The sequence below is a fragment of the Sellimonas intestinalis genome (genome assembly GCF_001280875.1).
GTDB classification, from domain to species: Bacteria; Bacillota; Clostridia; order Lachnospirales; family Lachnospiraceae; genus Sellimonas; species Sellimonas intestinalis.
In genome coordinates this window covers 238,950-255,702 of sequence record NZ_LGAJ01000007.1, presented here as the reverse complement: position 1 = coordinate 255,702, position 16,753 = coordinate 238,950, and the positions used below count along the sequence as shown (strand labels likewise).

Below are 16,753 nucleotides of genomic sequence, written 5' to 3'. Positions count from 1 at the left end.
TCCTTTGTTTTAAAAAACAGGATGCCCCAAGGAACATCCTGTTTTGTTTGACTAGCAGCAAAAGATTGTTAAAAAGGCTGTACATTGAAGTGTATATGTTCTTCCTCTGTCTACTACATTATCTGAGCAGTTTATTTTCTGCACTTCCTGCATCTCAACCAATAAATCTCCTGCAAATTCTAAATTTTTGTTTTCTTTCATAGGTTCTCTCCTATTCTCTCTTTACTTATTGGAAAAAGAAATCGAGATCTTGACCTCTTCTTCTACTACATCACATTGAAAGGATCCATCGTATTTCTTCACAATACGTCGGATACTTTTCAATCCATAACCATGAACTTTTTTGTCTTCTTTATCAGAGACAAATTCCCCATCCTTTTCCTGCGGACGTTTCCCGATCGAATTAGCAATCGTAAAAAACAGAAATCCTTTCCTCTGTCTGATTTCCACCCGGATCCATCTTGTTTCTGTCTTCATCTTTTTACATGCTTCTATTGCATTGTCCAGAAGATTTCCAAAGAGAACACTCGTTTCTGTCTCCTTGAATGGGAGACTTTGGAGGACATCCGCTTCAATCTGAAACCGGATGTTCTCCAAATTAGCCTCCTTCTTCTTTTCACTTAACAGAATATCCAGATTCCGGATTCTTGTCCATCTTTCCTCCTGAACTTCTACATAGCTTTCCAGTAACTGATCCAGATAGGTTTCGATCGCTTCATACTCTTTTTTCAATGCATATTCTCTCAGAATAATCATATGGTGACGCATATCGTGTACCTGAATCCGGTTCTGCTCTAATGCTTTCATCATATCCCGCATATTGTCCAGTTCCAGTTTTTCTCTGACTTCCAGAATCTGATTTTCCTGTTTCAGACTCTGGTTTTTCCAACTAATTCCTAAGCAAAATGCAACAACGACAAAGATCGCAAGTAAGGAGCAGGCCGCACTCCATCCACTAACATCTGACAATCCGTTCAAAATATCATAAATCAGGAAATGATATCCTGTTACAATAACCACTAGAATCCCCATAGTAACAAGCATAAATGTTTGTGCTTTTTCAACTATAATTTCGCCTTTTCTCTCTTTCTTTAAGAAAATCAAAATAGATATAATGCTTATTCGGGACAAAATGAAAAGTATGCACTTTTCTCCAGAATAGTTATATGCAGAAAACACTTGATAAAAATCATTTCCAATCGCTATTCCGCAAAAAGCAAAGAAAAGGTCTAATAATGCTACAAACAGATAATAAATTCCTACAATTTCTACAATAAGATGCCATCTCTTCACATTTAAAATCACTGCTACTACTATTGTATAGAAAATGCAAAGCCACAATATAGCACTTGATAAGAAAAATATTCCTCTGTTTACACCCAGCACAATCCCCATCCCCAGGATATTTCCCCAGATGAGGATTTTCTGCCAGGTCTGCAAATACCGTTTCTCCAGCACAGTCCGGTACAGGATCTGATAACACATCCAGATCTCAAAGCATGAGATCAGAGTCAAGATTATGATGTGGGTTGCTCGTTCCATATTCTTTCCCTCCAGTAAGCCTCGATCCTCTTTTTCGCGGCTTCTATCCGGTACTGATTCAGCTCCAAGGTGTGTCCTTCCTCCAGACAGATAACATTGTCCCTTATACTTTGGACATTGCGGAGGTTGATTATATTACTTCTGTCTGCGAGAAAGAATTCCTTGCTGTCCAGTTCTTCCAGAAGCCGGTCAAGAGAGATCCTCTCCCGAAAGGTACCCTGGAACATCTCAAATTCAGCATATTTTCCCATCTTTCTTTTGTGTATACAGATCATTTCACGGAAATAGATTTTCTGTTCTCCGTCCTCGTTCCGCAGCATCCTGTACTGATTTCTCTCAGCACCCAGACGGTACATCAACTTTTCCAGAATTCCAGGAAGTCGTTTGTCCATCTGCTCTTTTAGGATATACTGGTCCGCCTCAATCTCATAGCTTTCCATGGCAAATTCCTTATGAGATGTAAGGAATACTAGTCCACGGTTCGGATATTTCTTCCGGAGGATTCGTCCGAACTCCAGTCCTGTTATGCCGTCTCCAAGCTCAATATCTACAAAGAACAGATCGCCCTCTTCTCCGTGCTCTTCCTGTTTGGCCTCTGCCAGAAAGGCTTCCGCAGAAGAAAAGATCTGAATTTTTGCGTCTCTGAATGCATCTGTTTTCTCTTTGATTTTGTCCCGAATGATAGCCTGCATCTGTCTGTCATCATCAACGATCACGATCTTAAACATCTTATTTTCCCTCCTTTATCAGCAGATAATATCTGTTCTGATTTACATTGTGGAAAATGGCCTCGCCATCCTGTATCCTGAGTCGGAATGTATGCTCCCACAGACCGTCTTCCCCGTTCTGTGCAAGCTGTTTTCCGCAATGATACAAATAGGTGCCTTCTTCTTTTTTCGTCACCTTCTGAATAATGTCATTGACCGCATCCCCAATACGCATAGATTGTCGGGCCGGATTCCAGCTCCCAAGGAGCCGGTTGATTACGCTTTTATTAATGACAATCGTTTCACAGAACAGCTTCCGGAACGCCTTTCTCACCTCCTTTTTAGCCCCCAGGCTGTCAAAGATCTCTAACAGATCTGTCTCAACATCCTGATATGGGAATCCCAGATCACCGTATGCCTGAATATGGAGAAGGGCTTTTTGCAGATCCTCCTTTTCTCCCAGACGTATGTAACGGTCTTTCAGCCATCGGATACTCTCAAGAAGGACTTCCCGGCATCGCTTCGGATCTGTCTTACGGAACATTGAGACAGCCAATTTGATCCCTTCGACTTCCACGTTGGTCTCTTTCATTCTGTCTACTCCTTCTCCCAGGGCTAACTATCTTTTATCCTCCCATTTCCCTTTTCCCCCATGGGGGATTGTACTACATTTTTCGAGTATTTTCGTCTTTCTGACCATGAATTACCATTTTTTGTCCCTGAATTCCTTTTAGAAAGCTACGACAGAAATCATTTCTATCGTCCCCATGAACGACAAAAGGCGAAAGTTTCGCCTTTCGCCTTATAGTATGATCTGCTGTTCTTCTAAGACTAAATTCGCCATGATTTCAAAGCCTTAAATCATAAAGGATACGAGCTTATCGATATCTTCTTTTTCGTAAGCGATGATCTCCTTTTTTTTATTTTGTCTATCTTTAGTATAGCTTATTTTCCTGCAATTACAATATCCTTTTCACGGATTTCGATTTTTTTCTCCTTGAGGAGCCGTCCCACCGCACGTTTGAATTCGTTTTTGCTCATCTCAAATTCGCCGCGGATTGTCTCCGGAGACGCCTTGTCTGTAAATGGAATACGTCCACCGTTCTTTTCCATGTATTCCACGAGTTTTGCCGCATCCACATCCATCTGGATAAAGGCTTTTTCCCGCACGCTTAAATCAAGTTTTCCATTGTCCTTGACTGCGGCTACTCTCGCCCGGATCGTCTCGCCCACCCGGTATGTATGATAAACTTCGCGTTTCGGGATCAGTGCGGAATATTTGCCGTCCACAGCCACAAACACACCGAATCGGTCACTGAGTTCATATACGATTCCCTCTACCATATCGTCTTTCTGATACGGAGAATCGCAGGAAAGTTTCTCATACACTTTCATAGTCGCACAGAGACGCGCACTCTTGTCAATGTAGAGACTTACGAGTATGCTGTCGCCCTTTTTCACTGGTGTCGTCTGCTCACGGAACGGGAGGAAAAGATCTTTCTCCAGTCCCCAGTCGAGGAATGCTCCATTCTTCCCGGTGTCGATGACTTCCAGTATTGCTAGTCTGCCGAGAGTGAGCTTCGGTTCGTTGGTTGTCGCGATCAGCCGGTCGCGGGAATCTTTATATAAAAATACTTCCACCGGATCTCCGGGCTCCAGCCCCCTTGGCACCTGCTTTTTCGGGAGGAGGACATGCTCTGACTCCGTCCCCAGATATACGCCGAAATCCACTTCCTTCTCCATCATCAATACTTGTTTTTCACCCAATTTCATCACTTTTGTTCTCCTTTATGCTTTAGCTCAATCACCGCATATGGTTTCCCATCCCTATCACACAACGCTGCCGTTGCCGCGCCGCCTTCTGTCGTGTACACAGGATAAAGGATATCTCCGTAAACAGCTGATTTCTTATATTCTACGCGCAGACTCTGAAAGTCCGTCTCCACGCCGTTTTCCTCCAGAAGCTCCACTGCCATCTGGACATACTGACAATTATTAACATGATGGTTTGTGTCAATATGGTACTTCCGGACTTTGACCGGAATGCCTTTAATTCCTTCTTGGGGCATCGCTACTTTCCGGGACGCGTACTCCATTGGATACGGCTCTTCCATTCCGTAGCGGGTGACTTCTTCCTCAGATGGCCTGGTCGGCCGGCCGCCCTCCAGATCCATATAGACCCAGATCGAATTGGCGTATGCCACGACTTCACCATCTTTATCCTGCATAATAAAATTCCGGTCTCCAAAAAATCCATGAAATCCACTGGCCCATGTAGATGTGCTGACGGTTTCCCCCAGTTTCGGGTAGCGTCGTACTTCTACCTGCCAGGAAGAAAGTACCCATGCCTTTTTGTGTTCCTCAAGATATTTCGTCCCCACACCCAGATCCTCCGACTGGAAGATGCTGGCATCCTGAAATGTATTGATGATCCCCGGCAGAGTCATGCATCCGTCCGCCGATACTTCGCTAAGCCGTACCCTTGTTTTAATCTCGTACATATGATCCCTCTCTTACTTTTCTTTTGATTCTGCCACAAAACTCTTTTCCATTGTAATGACACATTGATAGCGCTCGTCCAGACGATGGATTTTTTCTGTCACCAGACGCTGCAATGTGTTCTCTTCTTCTTTATCATACCCGTGAGGAAGCACCATGTCAAAGATCAGATTGATACGGTGTTCTCCTGAGACCATACGGAAATCATGGATGCTTGCATCCGGATCTGCCTGTGTTACGATATCCTCCACTTTTTTTCTTACCTTAATTACATCCTGATCTTTTGTCTCTATAGGATCCATATGAATCAGAAGATAGGTCCCAAGATATTTTCTGGCATCCCGCTCAATCTTATCGATGACCTCGTGAGACACTTCAATATTGACGTCGTTTGGTACTTCCGCGTGAATAGACGCCATGCTTCTGCCCGGTCCGTAATTATGTACCAGCAAATCGTGGGTCCCTACAATTCCATCGTAGGATTCCACAAATTTCGTAATTTCGTCACATGTCTCCTGCGGCACTGCCTCACCAATGAGGGGTTCCAGAGTATCTTTTGCGATACCAACGCCCGCCCACATCACGACGAGAGCGACGCCAATCCCTACAAAGCCGTCAATATTGATTCCCGTAACCCGGAAAAATAAAACGGACAGGATCGTAGCCGTCGTCGTCGCTACATCACCCATTGCGTCGGCTGCCGTCGCCATCATCACTTTGGAATTGATCTTTTTGCCCAGCTTCCTGTTAAAGAAAGCAAGCCAGATCTTAACTCCGATGGAAAACATCAGGATCACCACAGACACTGTGTTAAATTTCAGGATCTCCGGCTGCCGGATTTTTCCAATGGCGTCTTTTAGAAAGGTAAATCCTACCTCCAGAACAATGAAAGCCACAATAAGCGCCGCAATATACTCGATCCGTCCGTGTCCAAACGGGTGCTCCTCGTCGGCTGGCTTTTCCGCCATCTTGACGCCTACAAGCCCGATAATCGACGAGCCTGCGTCCGAGAGATTGTTGAAGGCGTCCGCCGTGACAGAGATACTGTGAAGCACAATGCCGATCGCTCCTTTCACAAGGAATAAAAAGACATTGCAAAAGATCCCCACCATACTCGCCAGTACGCCGTATGCTGTACGTACTGCTACTGTCTCTGTATGTTCATAGTTTTTGACAAACCGTCTTACTAAAAATTCTGTCATTCCTTTTCCCTTTCGTCTTTTGTTCTGAAGCTTTAGAGCCCCTCCTACGACCCAAAGAAAAACCATTTCACTTTGAATTTTGAGGTCGCCGTTACCATATCGTACTCATCGTCTGTCAGAACATGCTTGAGCTGCTTTTTCCCTTTTTCGGGTACGACTGCCCGGACACTGTCGATAAAACAAAGATTCGGGTAGAGCACACACCACCAGTTGTGGCCTTTGGCTTCCCCAATCTGGATTCGGAGTGCCTCGTAGGAACCTGCCGGAAAAGTGACGTCCCCATAGCTCTTCTCAGGGAAGTCTGTCCACTCCAAAGCTGCCTGCACCGGATAGGAATATCCTTCCCTTCGAACCGTCTCCTCGGCCACCTCCTCAATCCCGGTTAAATGGCTTCGGATAAAGTTCTTGGTCTCTTCCAGGCTATTACAGTCCATCTTTGCTTCGAGCCAGGATACAACCTCATCCTTGACTGTCATCTTCAGCTCCTGATCCTCTTTGCTGTCGCTGTTTGCAAGCACATGGAAGCGCAGCACTTCCTCCGCCATGTGCTTCTGTGCCGTTTCCATCTTAGCACTGACCGTCTCCGTACGCCAGACACAGGCAGTCAGCATCGCAGAAAGGATGACAGCCGAAACTGCCATCACCCATTTTCGTTTTCTCTCCGTCATCATCCAAACTTTCCTCCCGTTACTTTCATCTGAAATTTAACAGGAGTATTGCCGGATCTCCGGGATTTATTCTGTTTTTTCCGGATTTCTGTTCCGGCGGATCGTCTCCAGGACGGCCTGGGCCTGCTTGTCAATGTGGACGGCGATCTTTTCTTCCGCCTGCCCCTTCTGTCCAGCTTCCAGATAGCTGATGAGCTCCTTGTGCTCCCTGGAAATCTGCGGGTGAAACTCCCTGTGCTTTAAGTATTCCACCCGGTAACGATACATCTGCTCACCCAAATTGCTCAGAAGCTGGATCAGCCTCTGATTGTCTGTCGAGCGGTAAATAATATCATGGAAATGGACATCTGCTTCTGCGGTCCTTGTCACATCATCCGAGGTCAGGGACCGGTCAAATTCCTCTGCCGCCTCTTTGAGCGCTTCGATCTGCTCCCCGGAAATCCGGTCGCAGCTTAAGCTTACCGCCAGCACCTCCAGGGCTCTTCTGACTTCAAGCACGTCCCTCATACTCTTCTCTGTGATCTCCGCGACCTCCGCTCCCCGTCTTGGGATCATCAGCACCAGCCCCTCAAGCTCCAGCTTCCGGATCGCCTCCCGGATCGGAGTCCGGCTGACGCCGAGCTTTTTTGCAAGGCGCACTTCCATCAGTCGCTCTCCCGGCTTTAGTTCGCCACGTAAAATCGCCTGACGCAGTGTCTGAAACACCACGTCTCGCAGCGGAAGATACTCATTCATTTCTGCTCCGAAATCTGCTTCCATTCATCGCTCCTCCTGTTCTTTCGTACATTGTGAATGGTTGTCGTGTAAATCTGTCTTGCAAGTCCCAACTGTCGAATCTGTTCCGCCGTCTTCTTTGCCATACTTCGTTCTTTGAAAAGACCAAATACGGTCGGACCGCTTCCGCTCATCATCGCATTGATGGCTCCGCCTTTGATCATTTTCTCCTTGATCTGTGTAATCACCGGATACTCTGTCTCTGTCACATTCTGTAGGACATTTCCCATGGATCCGGCCACCCGGATGAGATCCCGGTCCTTTAAACCTTCGATAATCCCGTCTATATCCGGATGGTCTACGATCGCCAATGCGTCCAGTTTCTCATAGACGAGCTTTGTGGACACGGAAATCGGCGGCTTTGCGATGAGCAGATGGCACTTTGGCATGGCAGGGAGTCTGGTCAGCTTCTCCCCGATCCCTTCCGCAAGCGCAGTCCCGCGCATGATGCAGTACGGGACGTCCGCGCCAAGGGTCACGCCCCGTTCCATCAGTTCTTTTTCACTTAACTTCCACCCGAACATCCGGTTCATGCCAAAGAGCACTGCGGCAGCGTCTGCGCTCCCGCCCGCCATCCCAGCCGCAACCGGGATATGCTTTTTCAAGTGGATCGCCACACCGCGCCTCTCACCGAATTCATCCAGAAGAATCTTCGCCGCGCGGTATGCGATATTTGTCTTATCTGTCGGCAAATATATGAGATTGGTGGACACGGTGATGCCCGGTTCCTGCCGTTTCTCTAGCGTCACCTCATCATACAGGTAAACGGTCTGCATAATCATCCTGACATCGTGATAACCGTTCTCTCTTTTTCCAAGTACATCAAGCCCCAGATTAATCTTCCCAAGTGCTTTTAGCTGAATCCGTTCCATCCAATCTCTCCTTGTTCTCACTCTTTTCTCTTCTGCCCCAATGGGACACTATGTATTTTGTATACATTTCTTTATAGTATACTCAAATTCTCCTTAAAAATCAATATCCTCTCACCTGGCTGGAGCCCTTTTTCCTTCTCGATTCCATTCACCTCGCAGATACTCTCCTCCGTTGTTCCAAAGCGTTTTGCAAGTCCAAAAAGATCATCTCCATCCTTGACTGCATACCCCACAATTCCCGGCCGCTTTGCAAGCTCTTCCATGGATCTCTCCTCCACAGTCAGTCCAGCGATATTCTCAATCGACACCGGACGCCGCACCAACGCCCTAAAAGAGACCGTCGCCTTGACCTCAGCTTTTCCCTGACCCAGGAGATTCACGGAGAGCTGCTCGATGTAGCCGTTTAACGAGCTGCGTACATCCGGGTACATCTCATTACATTCCAGCACACAGGTAAACGGTACCATACCCTGCCAAGTATCAAACGGAATATCATCATCCGGTTTGACATACAAAAATCCGATATGGAGGATGCCCTCTACCTGGATTCCTTCTTCTTTTGCTTCGGTTCTGACAATCTCAAGGCTGCCCGATGTATGGCAGATCTGAAAAATATTGTCTTTCAGCTCCGGAAGAGAGAGTGTCTCACTGACGCTGCATTTGAGATGATTCTGCATGACAAGCTGCTCACACTCCTGCATTTCTTTCTGGACGGTGAGATTGCAGCTTAAAGAATAAAGATCCTCCAGAAGCTCCACCTCTTCCTCTTCAAAAACCGACGCTTTCACCTCCAGGGACGCTTCGATTCCGATGATCCGCATTTCCCCGTCCTCATCGAGTCTTGCTTCTGCATTCTCATCCGTAAAGGCAGTGTCAATCTGGTGGTACATCGTCTCATCCGCCCCCGGACACGGGATCCTGCCTTCAAAGCGCACCGGTTCCTCGATCCAGTTCAGTGTCTCATCCGGCGTTTCATAGAAACAGAATACCAACAGCTCGCCCTCCACGATGAGGCTGTCTGCCACCAGCTTCGTATCCAGCCGCTGTGGTTTCATATCCGTCCACAGCAGGGCGGCGATATTTTCCTTTCCTTTTGGGAGCCGGATCTCTTCCTTGATGCGGTAGGTATCCCGAAGAGTATTCTGCATTTTCAGAACCCGCCTATCAGCCTTTTTCTTATAACATCGGTCAACGCCCTCCACATCCACGGTCAGTTCCCCCTCTTCTCCTGTCTCCGGTACAAGAACCATTTCCGCCATCGTGCGGATATTGAGTTTCCGGGAGTGGATCATCACCGCCGTCACATCCGTCCGGGTGCTTCGGATCAGCCAGTCACCCCTCTCCTCCTCGGTATAAACCATCTCCTCAAACGGAAACTGACCGGACAATTCGGCCATCTTTTCTTCCGCCTCGTCCGTGACGTAAAGAATGTGAAACAATAGTTTCCCGTGGACTTTCACATAGTTATCCACCTTGCGGATTTCTTCGATCCGCAGCTCGCCCTCACTGATCATCACCTTTTTGATATCCTTTTTATTATCCGGCACATTGTAGTCCTCATCAATCAGAAACTGGTCCGTAACCGGTTTTCCACTCCACTGTTTTACAATCTGTTTTTTCACCAACTCCATAGGGAACCTCCTCATTCTTCAAAGACAACATGTCTGTTATGATAATCCAGTTTGACAGCAATATAAGGCCACGTCGATTTCTCGATCACCTGCTCTTTTTCTCCCGGTCCTTTAAGCTCGGTACGAATATGTACGGCATTTTCCGTTGCGTAAAGTTCTTTCACCTCAATGCTGTACCCGCTGCTTTCCTTCTTCCCGTATCCTCTGACGAGAACCATCTGTCCCTGATCTGTATATGTCAGTTTCATCGGTTCGTCCTTTTTCTCCTCAATCGTTGCCTGTAGTTCCTCTGGTATGTCTTCCTTTTCCAGGACCGTAAAATCCAGTTCCTGCTTCTTCTCCCCTCCAAGATCCGTAACCGAGCACCCGGCCACCAAAAAAAGGAAAAGTATCGCAGTACAGGAGAAGATGATTTTTCGGAAATTTCCTGCTTTTTTGCCCATACGATGCGATCCTGCTTTTTCTCTTTATCATCTTACACAAAGTTCCTGAAAAAAATGACAAAACCGGATTTCTTTTCCAGCATTTTTATAGTATAATGATAGTACTTTGTTGATATGTCGTTTCTCGACATGTTGTCTATTAAACTTTTTTGGAAAGGAACTAATCCTATGATTCGCTTTATCTGTGTCACCATTTTTCTGGTGGTCTTCCTGATTCTTTCCATTCCGGTCTTCTTCGTGGAATGGCTGATCGGAAAGAAAAACCGGGAAACGAGGGATTTTTCTTCCCTGCGGATTGTCCAGTGGGGATTTCGTTGTATCCTGCGGATCGCTGGCGTAGAGACTACAGTGATCGGCCTTGAGAATGTGCCGGATGAACCGGTACTCTTTATCGGGAATCACAGAAGCTATTTTGACATTCTTCTGACTTACTCCCGCTGCAAGCGTCTGACCGGCTATGTTGCCAAGAAGGAAATGGAGAAGATTCCGTTGCTCTCCACGTGGATGAAGTATCTTTACTGCCTGTTTCTGGATCGTCACGACCCGAAGCAAGGGATGAAGACAATCCTGACAGCGATTGATTATATCAAACGCGGTATCTCGATCTGCATCTTCCCGGAGGGCACGAGAAATTCGGGAGAGGAGTTAAGCCTTCTTCCTTTTAAGGAGGGCTCTTTTAAGATCGCCGAGAAAACCGGGTGCGCCATCGTCCCGATCAGTCTCAACAATACCGCAGAGATGTTTGAGGCTCACTTTCCTAAGATCAAAAAGACCCACGTCGTCATCGAGTACGGCGCTCCGGTCTACCCGAAGGATCTTGACAAGGAGACAAGAAAGCATCTCGCCCCGTATTTTGAGCAGATCATCAAAGAGACCATTCAGAAAAATGTAGAAATCGTATAGAAATAAACGGGTGGAAATTTGTATGTCTCCACCCGTTTTTATGTACTCTATTCATTTTTCAAAAAAGCTTCTATTTCGAGAACAGCCTGCTCTTCGTCGCATCCCTCAGCTGTGATCTCAATTTCCATTCCCTTTGACGGTTGAAATGCCATCATTCCCATAATACTCTTTGCGTTGACCTGCATCTCCCCGCTCTTCAGTAAGATCCGGCTCTGGAACTGGCATGCAATACGAACCAGTTCGGCCCCCGGAGCCTCATATCTGCTTCCAAAATCTGCTGCTGTCACGTTTCGTTTGGTCATATTGACTCCTCCTTCCATCTGGAAATGTCCTTTTTTTACATCTATTATATACTACTTCTCCCGGCCTTTCAATTTCAACACGGATTTTTCTTCCCCTTTGCCCGGATGAGTGCTATAATGTTTCCAGCATTATGCTGAATCACCAGAAGTGCCAAAAGGCACATTTCGGGTTGATACGCGGTCGCCAAGGTCACATCATGCCCAGACTTTGGCCCATCGCTATTTTATAATACAGGCTGTGTGTCAGGCCGCACAGCGAAAGGAAGTGTATCCAATGCTGGAACGTAATTTAACATTATTGACAGATTTGTATGAGTTGACAATGATGCAGGGATATTTTAAGGAGAAGGATCACGACAAAGTTGTTGTCTTTGACGTTTTTTATCGTGCCAATCCATGTAACAACGGCTACGCCATCGCAGCCGGACTCGACCAGGTGATTGAGTATATCAAGGGACTTCATTTTTCCTATGAGGCGGTGGACTATCTCAGAAGTCTTCACATCTTCGACGAAGACTTTCTTCATTATCTAAGTGGATATCATTTCAGCGGTGATATCTATGCCATTCCGGAGGGAAGTGTGATCTTCCCAAGGGAACCTCTCATCAAGGTGGTGGCCCCAATCATGGAGGCACAACTTGTGGAAACCGCAATCTTAAATATTGTCAACCATCAGTCCCTCATAGCCACCAAGACCGCCCGCATCGTTTATGCGGCAAACGATGGAGGTATCATGGAATTCGGTCTTCGCAGGGCCCAGGGGCCGGACGCCGGACTTTACGGGGCGAGAGCTGCCATGATTGGCGGATGTGTCGGCACGTCTAATGTACTGGCCGGACAGATGTTTCATGTTCCGGTCATGGGCACGCACGCCCATAGCTGGATTATGAGTTTTCCGGATGAGTACCAGGCATTTAAAGCTTATGCCAGAATGTATCCGGACTCCTGTACCCTTCTCGTGGATACCTACGACACATTGAAATCCGGTGTGCCGAATGCCATCCGCGTCTTTCGTGAGATGCGGGAAGAGGGAATCCGGTCCAAAAGCTTTGGAATCCGTCTGGACAGCGGGGATCTTGCATATCTTTCTAAGAAGGCTCGCAAGATGTTAGACGATGCGGGATTCCCAGACGCGAAAATTTCTGCTTCCAACGATTTGGATGAATACCTGATTCACGACCTGAAACAGCAGGGTGCCGCCATCGATGTCTGGGGTGTAGGAACCCACCTGATTACGTCTAAGGACTGCCCGTCCTTTGGGGGCGTCTATAAGCTGGCCGCCATCCAAGATGAAAACGGTGTGTTTGTACCAAAGATCAAGCTCTCCGAGAACACGGAAAAGATTACCAATCCGGGCAACAAAACAATCTACAGGATTTACGAAAAGGAGACCGGAAAGATCAAGGCTGACCTGATCTGCTTTGCGGATGAGACTTTTGATGAAAATGACGATCTTCTGCTCTTTGACCCCATCGAGACATGGAAAAAAACGCGGATGAAGGGCGGCACCTATACAATGCGTGAGATGCTCGTCCCGGTTTTCATAAACGGAGAATGTGTCTATCACTCGCCGTCCGTCATGGAAATCGCTGAATACTGCCGTCAGGAAAAAGATACTCTGTGGGATGAGACGAAGCGTCTCTTCTACCCGCACAATGTGTATGTGGATCTTTCAGATCGCTTATATCAGGTTAAGAAAGAGCTTTTGGACCAGATGAGTATGGATAATTTATAAGGAGGAATCGAAGACTATGAGAATCATTGTTTTGGCAGGAGGACTCAGCACGGAGCGGGACGTTTCCCTTAGTTCCGGCGCCGGTATATGCCGTACATTAAGAGAAAAAGGACACGACGCTTTTCTTCTGGATCCGTTTCTGGGACTTCCGGACGCGGGAGACAATCTGGAAGCAGTCTTTACAAGACCTGATGCGGGGCTTTCCCTTGCATCAGGCATCCGTTCTACAGAGCCGGATCTGGAAGCGGTGAAAGCTTCCAGAGAAGACAAATCCGACTGCTTTTTCGGAGCCAATGTCATCGAACTTTGCCGTCTCGCGGATATCGTATTCATGGGACTGCACGGTGATGTAGGTGAAAACGGAAAGCTTCAGGCTGCCTTTGACGTCCTTGGTATCCGTTACACAGGGTCTGGCTCCCTTGGCTGTGCCCTGTCCATGGACAAAGAGATCACCAAGGTGATTTTCGAGGCAAATCATATTCCGACTCCAAAGGGAACCTGGATGAAACGGTCCACCGCGGATCACTCCCTTGCCTCCACCGGACTTCCGCTTCCGCTTGTTGTAAAGCCTTGCTCTGGTGGTTCCAGTATCGGAGTCTACATTACACAGACGGAGGAGGAGTTTGATAAAGCAGTCAAAGAGTCCTTCCGCTATGAGGATGAGATCATTATTGAAGAATATATCAAAGGTCGAGAGCTCGCCTGCGGTGTGATCGACGGAAAGGCCCTTCCGGTCATCGAAATCTGTCCGAAAACCGGATGGTTTGACTATGCCAATAAATACCAAGACGGCATGACAGAGGAGATCTGCCCTGCCCGTATCCCGGAAGAGACAGCAAAGAAAATCCAGGCAATTTCCGAGCATGCGTTTCAAGCACTCAAGCTCGATGTCTATGCCCGTGCGGATTTCCTTCTGACAGAGGACGGCAACATCTATTGTCTGGAGTATAACAGCCTTCCGGGCATGACGGCCGCAAGTCTTCTTCCGAAAGAGGCAAAGGCCGCCGGTATTGAGTTTGGAGAGCTCTGTGAACTGCTGATTGAAAAATCGATGGACGCCCGTTACTGCGGGTAATCACCAAAGACAGGAGAAAACATATGAAAGGGTTATCACTGGCAAATATTGCCTCCGCCTGCGGCGGTACATATAGGGGTTCTGAGGACGCTCGAAACCGGGAAATCACAGGAGTGGCCATCGACAGCCGCAAAATCGAAAAGGACTTCCTCTTCGTCCCAATCAAGGGCGCAAGGGTGGACGGACACGACTTTATTGAACAGGTCATGGAAAAGGAGGCTCTTTGCACCTTATCCGAGCATCCGCTTACCGGGGCGCGGTATCCTTATATCCTTGTAAACTCCACCGAGCAGGCTTTAAAAGATCTGGCACACTTTTATCGAAGTCAGCTTGATCTGAAAGTCATCGGAATTACTGGAAGCGTGGGAAAAACGAGTACCAAGGAGCTGATCGCTTCTGTCCTAGAACAGAAATATCGGGTGCTGAAAACAGAGGGGAATTATAATAATGAAATCGGACTCCCACTGACGATTTTCCGTCTGACCGAGGAAGATGAGATTGCTGTTCTGGAAATGGGAATCGACCATTTCGGGGAAATGCACCGTCTGGCTGATATTGCCCGCCCAAACGTCTGTGTCATTACCAATATCGGATACGCGCATCTGGAAAATCTCGGATCACGAGAAGGAATTTTACAGGCAAAAACGGAAATGTTCGAACATTTACAGCCGGAGTTTGCGGTTGTTTTAAACGGGGACGACGATATGCTCCGCACGGTGGCCGATGTGCACGGACAAAAACCGGTCTTCTTTGGCATCGATTCCGCCGCCCCGGTCTTTGCCTCCCACATCGAAAACAGAGGGTTAAAAGGGACGCTCTGCACCATCCAGCTTCCTGCATGTGGAGACTTTTCTGAGACCACCATCCAGGCTGACATCCCGATTCCGGGCAAACATATGGTGTACAATGCGCTCGCAGGCGCCTACATCGGGCACCTCTTTGGACTTTCCCCAGAGGAGATCGAGACAGGAATCCATTCCCTTCAGCCGGTGACCGGGCGTAACCATCTCATTGAAACGGACACCCTGATGATTTTGGACGACTGTTACAATGCCAACCCGGCATCCATGCGGGCGTCCCTCGACGTCCTTGCACTTGCCACAGGTCGTAGAGTCGCGGTCATGGGGGATATGAAGGAGCTGGGAGAGAATGAGGAGCAGCTTCATTTTGAGACCGGAGAGTATGCCGCCAGAAAGGGCATTGACACTATCGTCTGTATTGGACCGCTGGCCTGTCAGATGTACCTTGGAGCCAAGAATCTTGCTTCCGGCAATACAGTTCTTCACTATACCGGCAAGAAGGAATTTTTACACGATCTTCCGTCCTTGTTTGAGGCCGGGGATACTGTTCTTGTAAAAGCGTCCAATAGTATGAAGTTTTCGGAAATCGTGGAGGCGCTCACCGAATTCGAAGCTAACACGAAAGATGAGATAGAAAAAGGAGCCAAACAATGATAGACTATCAGATTCTTGCCCTGGATCTGGACGGAACACTCACCAACTCCCAAAAACAAATCACGCCTCCCACACGGGAGGCGTTAATCCGGATTCAGGAAGCCGGAATTAAAGTGGTCCTGGCAAGCGGACGTCCGACAACCGGGGTGCTTCCCCTTGCCAGAGAACTGCAGTTGCAACGATTCGGAAGCTACATCCTCTCCTTCAACGGAGGAAAAATTACTGACTGTCGAAGCGGTCAGACTGTTTACAATCGTCTTCTGCCAAAAGATGTGGCAAAGCCCCTCTTTGAACTAATCAAAGACGCTCCGGTCGACATTGTCGGTTACTCCAGCCGTGGTATCCTCTCCGGACTTCAGACAAATGAGTACACCAAATTGGAGTCCACAATCAACGGGCTCCCTGTTATCCATGTAGATAACTTTCCGGCTTCTGTTGAACAGGAGAATAATAAATTTCTTATTACCGGAAACCCGGACGATATCGCCATGGTAAAAAAACGGCTGATTCCTTACTTTCACGGACTTCTAAATATTTACTGTTCCGATCCGTTCTTTCTGGAGATCATGCCGCAGAATATCGATAAGGCACACTCCTTGTGTAAACTCCTTTCCAGTATCGGACTCACCACAGAGCAGATGGTCTGCTGCGGAGACGGCTGTAATGACATCACAATGCTTGAAACCGCCGGCCTTGGTGTCGCTATGGCAAATGCACAGACTGCCGTGAAAGAAGCGGCAGATTACATTACATTGTCCAACGACGAAGACGGGGTACTACATGTCATTGAGAATTTTTTCATTGTTTCTGAATAATTACAACCTTTTGGCCGGGTTCCGTCGCATCGGAACCCTATGCAGTCAGAAACAAAATAAAATAGAAAATGAAAATAGCCGCTGCAACAACGGCAAGTACTGTAAGAATCTTCTTTTTCATTTTTTCACTC

The 16,753-nt window shown here is 47.4% G+C and carries 18 protein-coding genes; 5 read left to right on the top strand and 13 right to left on the bottom strand.

From position 1 onward, the window contains the following. Positions 1 to 51: 51 nt before the first annotated feature. From AOA56_RS15865 to AOA56_RS08610, 12 genes are all read right to left on the bottom strand, one after another. Positions 52 to 201 (bottom strand): hypothetical protein, encoded by a 150-nt coding sequence (locus AOA56_RS15865; protein ID WP_156169244.1) that lies wholly within the window; start codon positions 199 to 201, stop codon positions 52 to 54. 21 nt (positions 202 to 222) lie between these two features. Continuing rightward, on the bottom strand, positions 223 to 1,542 hold the full coding sequence (locus tag AOA56_RS08660) for a sensor histidine kinase (protein WP_053769467.1): 1,320 nt from the start codon (positions 1,540 to 1,542) through the stop codon (positions 223 to 225). Then, positions 1,518 to 2,270: a LytR/AlgR family response regulator transcription factor gene (locus tag AOA56_RS08655; protein ID WP_053769466.1), complete on the bottom strand. Its 753-nt coding sequence runs from the start codon at positions 2,268 to 2,270 to the stop codon at positions 1,518 to 1,520. Before AOA56_RS08655 ends, AOA56_RS08660 begins: the two co-directional genes overlap by 25 nt. 1 nt (position 2,271) lies before the next feature. After that, positions 2,272 to 2,841: a hypothetical protein gene (locus AOA56_RS08650; protein WP_048620997.1), complete on the bottom strand. Its 570-nt coding sequence runs from the start codon at positions 2,839 to 2,841 to the stop codon at positions 2,272 to 2,274. Between the two features lie 353 nt (positions 2,842 to 3,194). After that, positions 3,195 to 4,022, bottom strand: coding sequence for a CvfB family protein (locus tag AOA56_RS08645; protein WP_048620998.1), 828 nt, complete (start codon positions 4,020 to 4,022; stop codon positions 3,195 to 3,197). Next, positions 4,022 to 4,750, bottom strand: coding sequence for an acyl-[acyl-carrier-protein] thioesterase (locus AOA56_RS08640; RefSeq protein WP_053769465.1), 729 nt, complete (start codon positions 4,748 to 4,750; stop codon positions 4,022 to 4,024). The genes AOA56_RS08645 and AOA56_RS08640 overlap by 1 nt, the downstream gene beginning before the upstream one ends. 12 nt (positions 4,751 to 4,762) lie before the next feature. Continuing rightward, on the bottom strand, positions 4,763 to 5,950 hold the full coding sequence (locus AOA56_RS08635) for a cation diffusion facilitator family transporter (RefSeq protein WP_048621305.1): 1,188 nt from the start codon (positions 5,948 to 5,950) through the stop codon (positions 4,763 to 4,765). A 44-nt stretch (positions 5,951 to 5,994) separates the two neighbouring features. Continuing rightward, positions 5,995 to 6,561, bottom strand: a complete 567-nt coding sequence (gene spoIIR / locus AOA56_RS08630) for a stage II sporulation protein R (protein WP_405561937.1) — start codon at positions 6,559 to 6,561, stop codon at positions 5,995 to 5,997. Between the two features lie 123 nt (positions 6,562 to 6,684). Further along, positions 6,685 to 7,377 (bottom strand): GntR family transcriptional regulator, encoded by a 693-nt coding sequence (locus AOA56_RS08625; protein WP_024733649.1) that lies wholly within the window; start codon positions 7,375 to 7,377, stop codon positions 6,685 to 6,687. After that, positions 7,350 to 8,264 carry a 4-(cytidine 5'-diphospho)-2-C-methyl-D-erythritol kinase gene (gene ispE / locus AOA56_RS08620; RefSeq protein ID WP_053769464.1) on the bottom strand — a complete coding sequence of 305 codons (915 nt, stop codon included), beginning with the start codon at positions 8,262 to 8,264 and terminating at the stop codon, positions 7,350 to 7,352. The genes AOA56_RS08625 and ispE overlap by 28 nt, the downstream gene beginning before the upstream one ends. A gap of 71 nt (positions 8,265 to 8,335) precedes the next feature. Next, positions 8,336 to 9,895 carry a DUF3794 and LysM peptidoglycan-binding domain-containing protein gene (locus AOA56_RS08615; protein ID WP_053769463.1) on the bottom strand — a complete coding sequence of 520 codons (1,560 nt, stop codon included), beginning with the start codon at positions 9,893 to 9,895 and terminating at the stop codon, positions 8,336 to 8,338. Positions 9,896 to 9,906: 11 nt separating this feature from the next. Beyond that, positions 9,907 to 10,338 (bottom strand): protease complex subunit PrcB family protein, encoded by a 432-nt coding sequence (locus AOA56_RS08610; protein ID WP_024733652.1) that lies wholly within the window; start codon positions 10,336 to 10,338, stop codon positions 9,907 to 9,909. Positions 10,339 to 10,506: 168 nt separating this feature from the next. Between AOA56_RS08610 and AOA56_RS08605 the strand changes: the two genes are divergently transcribed. Continuing rightward, on the top strand, positions 10,507 to 11,241 hold the full coding sequence (locus tag AOA56_RS08605) for a lysophospholipid acyltransferase family protein (RefSeq protein WP_053769462.1): 735 nt from the start codon (positions 10,507 to 10,509) through the stop codon (positions 11,239 to 11,241). A gap of 47 nt (positions 11,242 to 11,288) precedes the next feature. Here AOA56_RS08605 and AOA56_RS08600 read toward each other — a convergent pair whose 3' ends face one another. Further along, positions 11,289 to 11,543, bottom strand: coding sequence for an HPr family phosphocarrier protein (locus AOA56_RS08600; RefSeq protein WP_053769461.1), 255 nt, complete (start codon positions 11,541 to 11,543; stop codon positions 11,289 to 11,291). Between the two features lie 274 nt (positions 11,544 to 11,817). Between AOA56_RS08600 and AOA56_RS08595 the strand changes: the two genes are divergently transcribed. Genes AOA56_RS08595 through AOA56_RS08580 form a run of 4 tightly spaced genes read left to right on the top strand, consistent with a single transcriptional unit; the run spans position 11,818 to position 16,622 of the window. Further along, a complete protein-coding gene (locus tag AOA56_RS08595) occupies positions 11,818 to 13,278 on the top strand; it encodes a nicotinate phosphoribosyltransferase (protein WP_024733654.1) in 1,461 nt (486 codons plus the stop codon). A 16-nt stretch (positions 13,279 to 13,294) separates the two neighbouring features. After that, positions 13,295 to 14,353, top strand: a complete 1,059-nt coding sequence (locus AOA56_RS08590; protein ID WP_024733655.1) for a D-alanine--D-alanine ligase family protein — start codon at positions 13,295 to 13,297, stop codon at positions 14,351 to 14,353. A gap of 23 nt (positions 14,354 to 14,376) precedes the next feature. Further along, the gene (locus AOA56_RS08585; RefSeq protein WP_053769460.1) at positions 14,377 to 15,807 is read left to right on the top strand and encodes a UDP-N-acetylmuramoyl-tripeptide--D-alanyl-D-alanine ligase; all 1,431 of its coding nucleotides are present in this window, start codon (positions 14,377 to 14,379) and stop codon (positions 15,805 to 15,807) included. Next, positions 15,807 to 16,622 carry a Cof-type HAD-IIB family hydrolase gene (locus AOA56_RS08580; RefSeq protein ID WP_048621307.1) on the top strand — a complete coding sequence of 272 codons (816 nt, stop codon included), beginning with the start codon at positions 15,807 to 15,809 and terminating at the stop codon, positions 16,620 to 16,622. The genes AOA56_RS08585 and AOA56_RS08580 overlap by 1 nt, the downstream gene beginning before the upstream one ends. The last annotated feature ends 131 nt before the right edge of the window (positions 16,623 to 16,753 follow it).

Coding starts and splice junctions, on each gene's coding strand:
- AOA56_RS08585 (WP_053769460.1), top strand. CDS start 14,377: ATGAAAGGGTTATCACTGGCAAATATTGCCTCCGCCTGCGGCGGTACA.
- AOA56_RS08590 (WP_024733655.1), top strand. CDS start 13,295: ATGAGAATCATTGTTTTGGCAGGAGGACTCAGCACGGAGCGGGACGTT.
- AOA56_RS08640 (WP_053769465.1), bottom strand. CDS start 4,750: ATGTACGAGATTAAAACAAGGGTACGGCTTAGCGAAGTATCGGCGGAC.
- AOA56_RS08610 (WP_024733652.1), bottom strand. CDS start 10,338: ATGGGCAAAAAAGCAGGAAATTTCCGAAAAATCATCTTCTCCTGTACT.
- AOA56_RS08615 (WP_053769463.1), bottom strand. CDS start 9,895: ATGGAGTTGGTGAAAAAACAGATTGTAAAACAGTGGAGTGGAAAACCG.
- AOA56_RS08655 (WP_053769466.1), bottom strand. CDS start 2,270: ATGTTTAAGATCGTGATCGTTGATGATGACAGACAGATGCAGGCTATC.
- AOA56_RS08600 (WP_053769461.1), bottom strand. CDS start 11,543: ATGACCAAACGAAACGTGACAGCAGCAGATTTTGGAAGCAGATATGAG.
- ispE (WP_053769464.1), bottom strand. CDS start 8,264: ATGGAACGGATTCAGCTAAAAGCACTTGGGAAGATTAATCTGGGGCTT.
- AOA56_RS15865 (WP_156169244.1), bottom strand. CDS start 201: ATGAAAGAAAACAAAAATTTAGAATTTGCAGGAGATTTATTGGTTGAG.
- AOA56_RS08595 (WP_024733654.1), top strand. CDS start 11,818: ATGCTGGAACGTAATTTAACATTATTGACAGATTTGTATGAGTTGACA.
- AOA56_RS08650 (WP_048620997.1), bottom strand. CDS start 2,841: ATGAAAGAGACCAACGTGGAAGTCGAAGGGATCAAATTGGCTGTCTCA.
- spoIIR (WP_405561937.1), bottom strand. CDS start 6,561: ATGCTGACTGCCTGTGTCTGGCGTACGGAGACGGTCAGTGCTAAGATG.
- AOA56_RS08645 (WP_048620998.1), bottom strand. CDS start 4,022: ATGAAATTGGGTGAAAAACAAGTATTGATGATGGAGAAGGAAGTGGAT.
- AOA56_RS08635 (WP_048621305.1), bottom strand. CDS start 5,950: ATGACAGAATTTTTAGTAAGACGGTTTGTCAAAAACTATGAACATACA.
- AOA56_RS08660 (WP_053769467.1), bottom strand. CDS start 1,542: ATGGAACGAGCAACCCACATCATAATCTTGACTCTGATCTCATGCTTT.
- AOA56_RS08625 (WP_024733649.1), bottom strand. CDS start 7,377: ATGGAAGCAGATTTCGGAGCAGAAATGAATGAGTATCTTCCGCTGCGA.
- AOA56_RS08605 (WP_053769462.1), top strand. CDS start 10,507: ATGATTCGCTTTATCTGTGTCACCATTTTTCTGGTGGTCTTCCTGATT.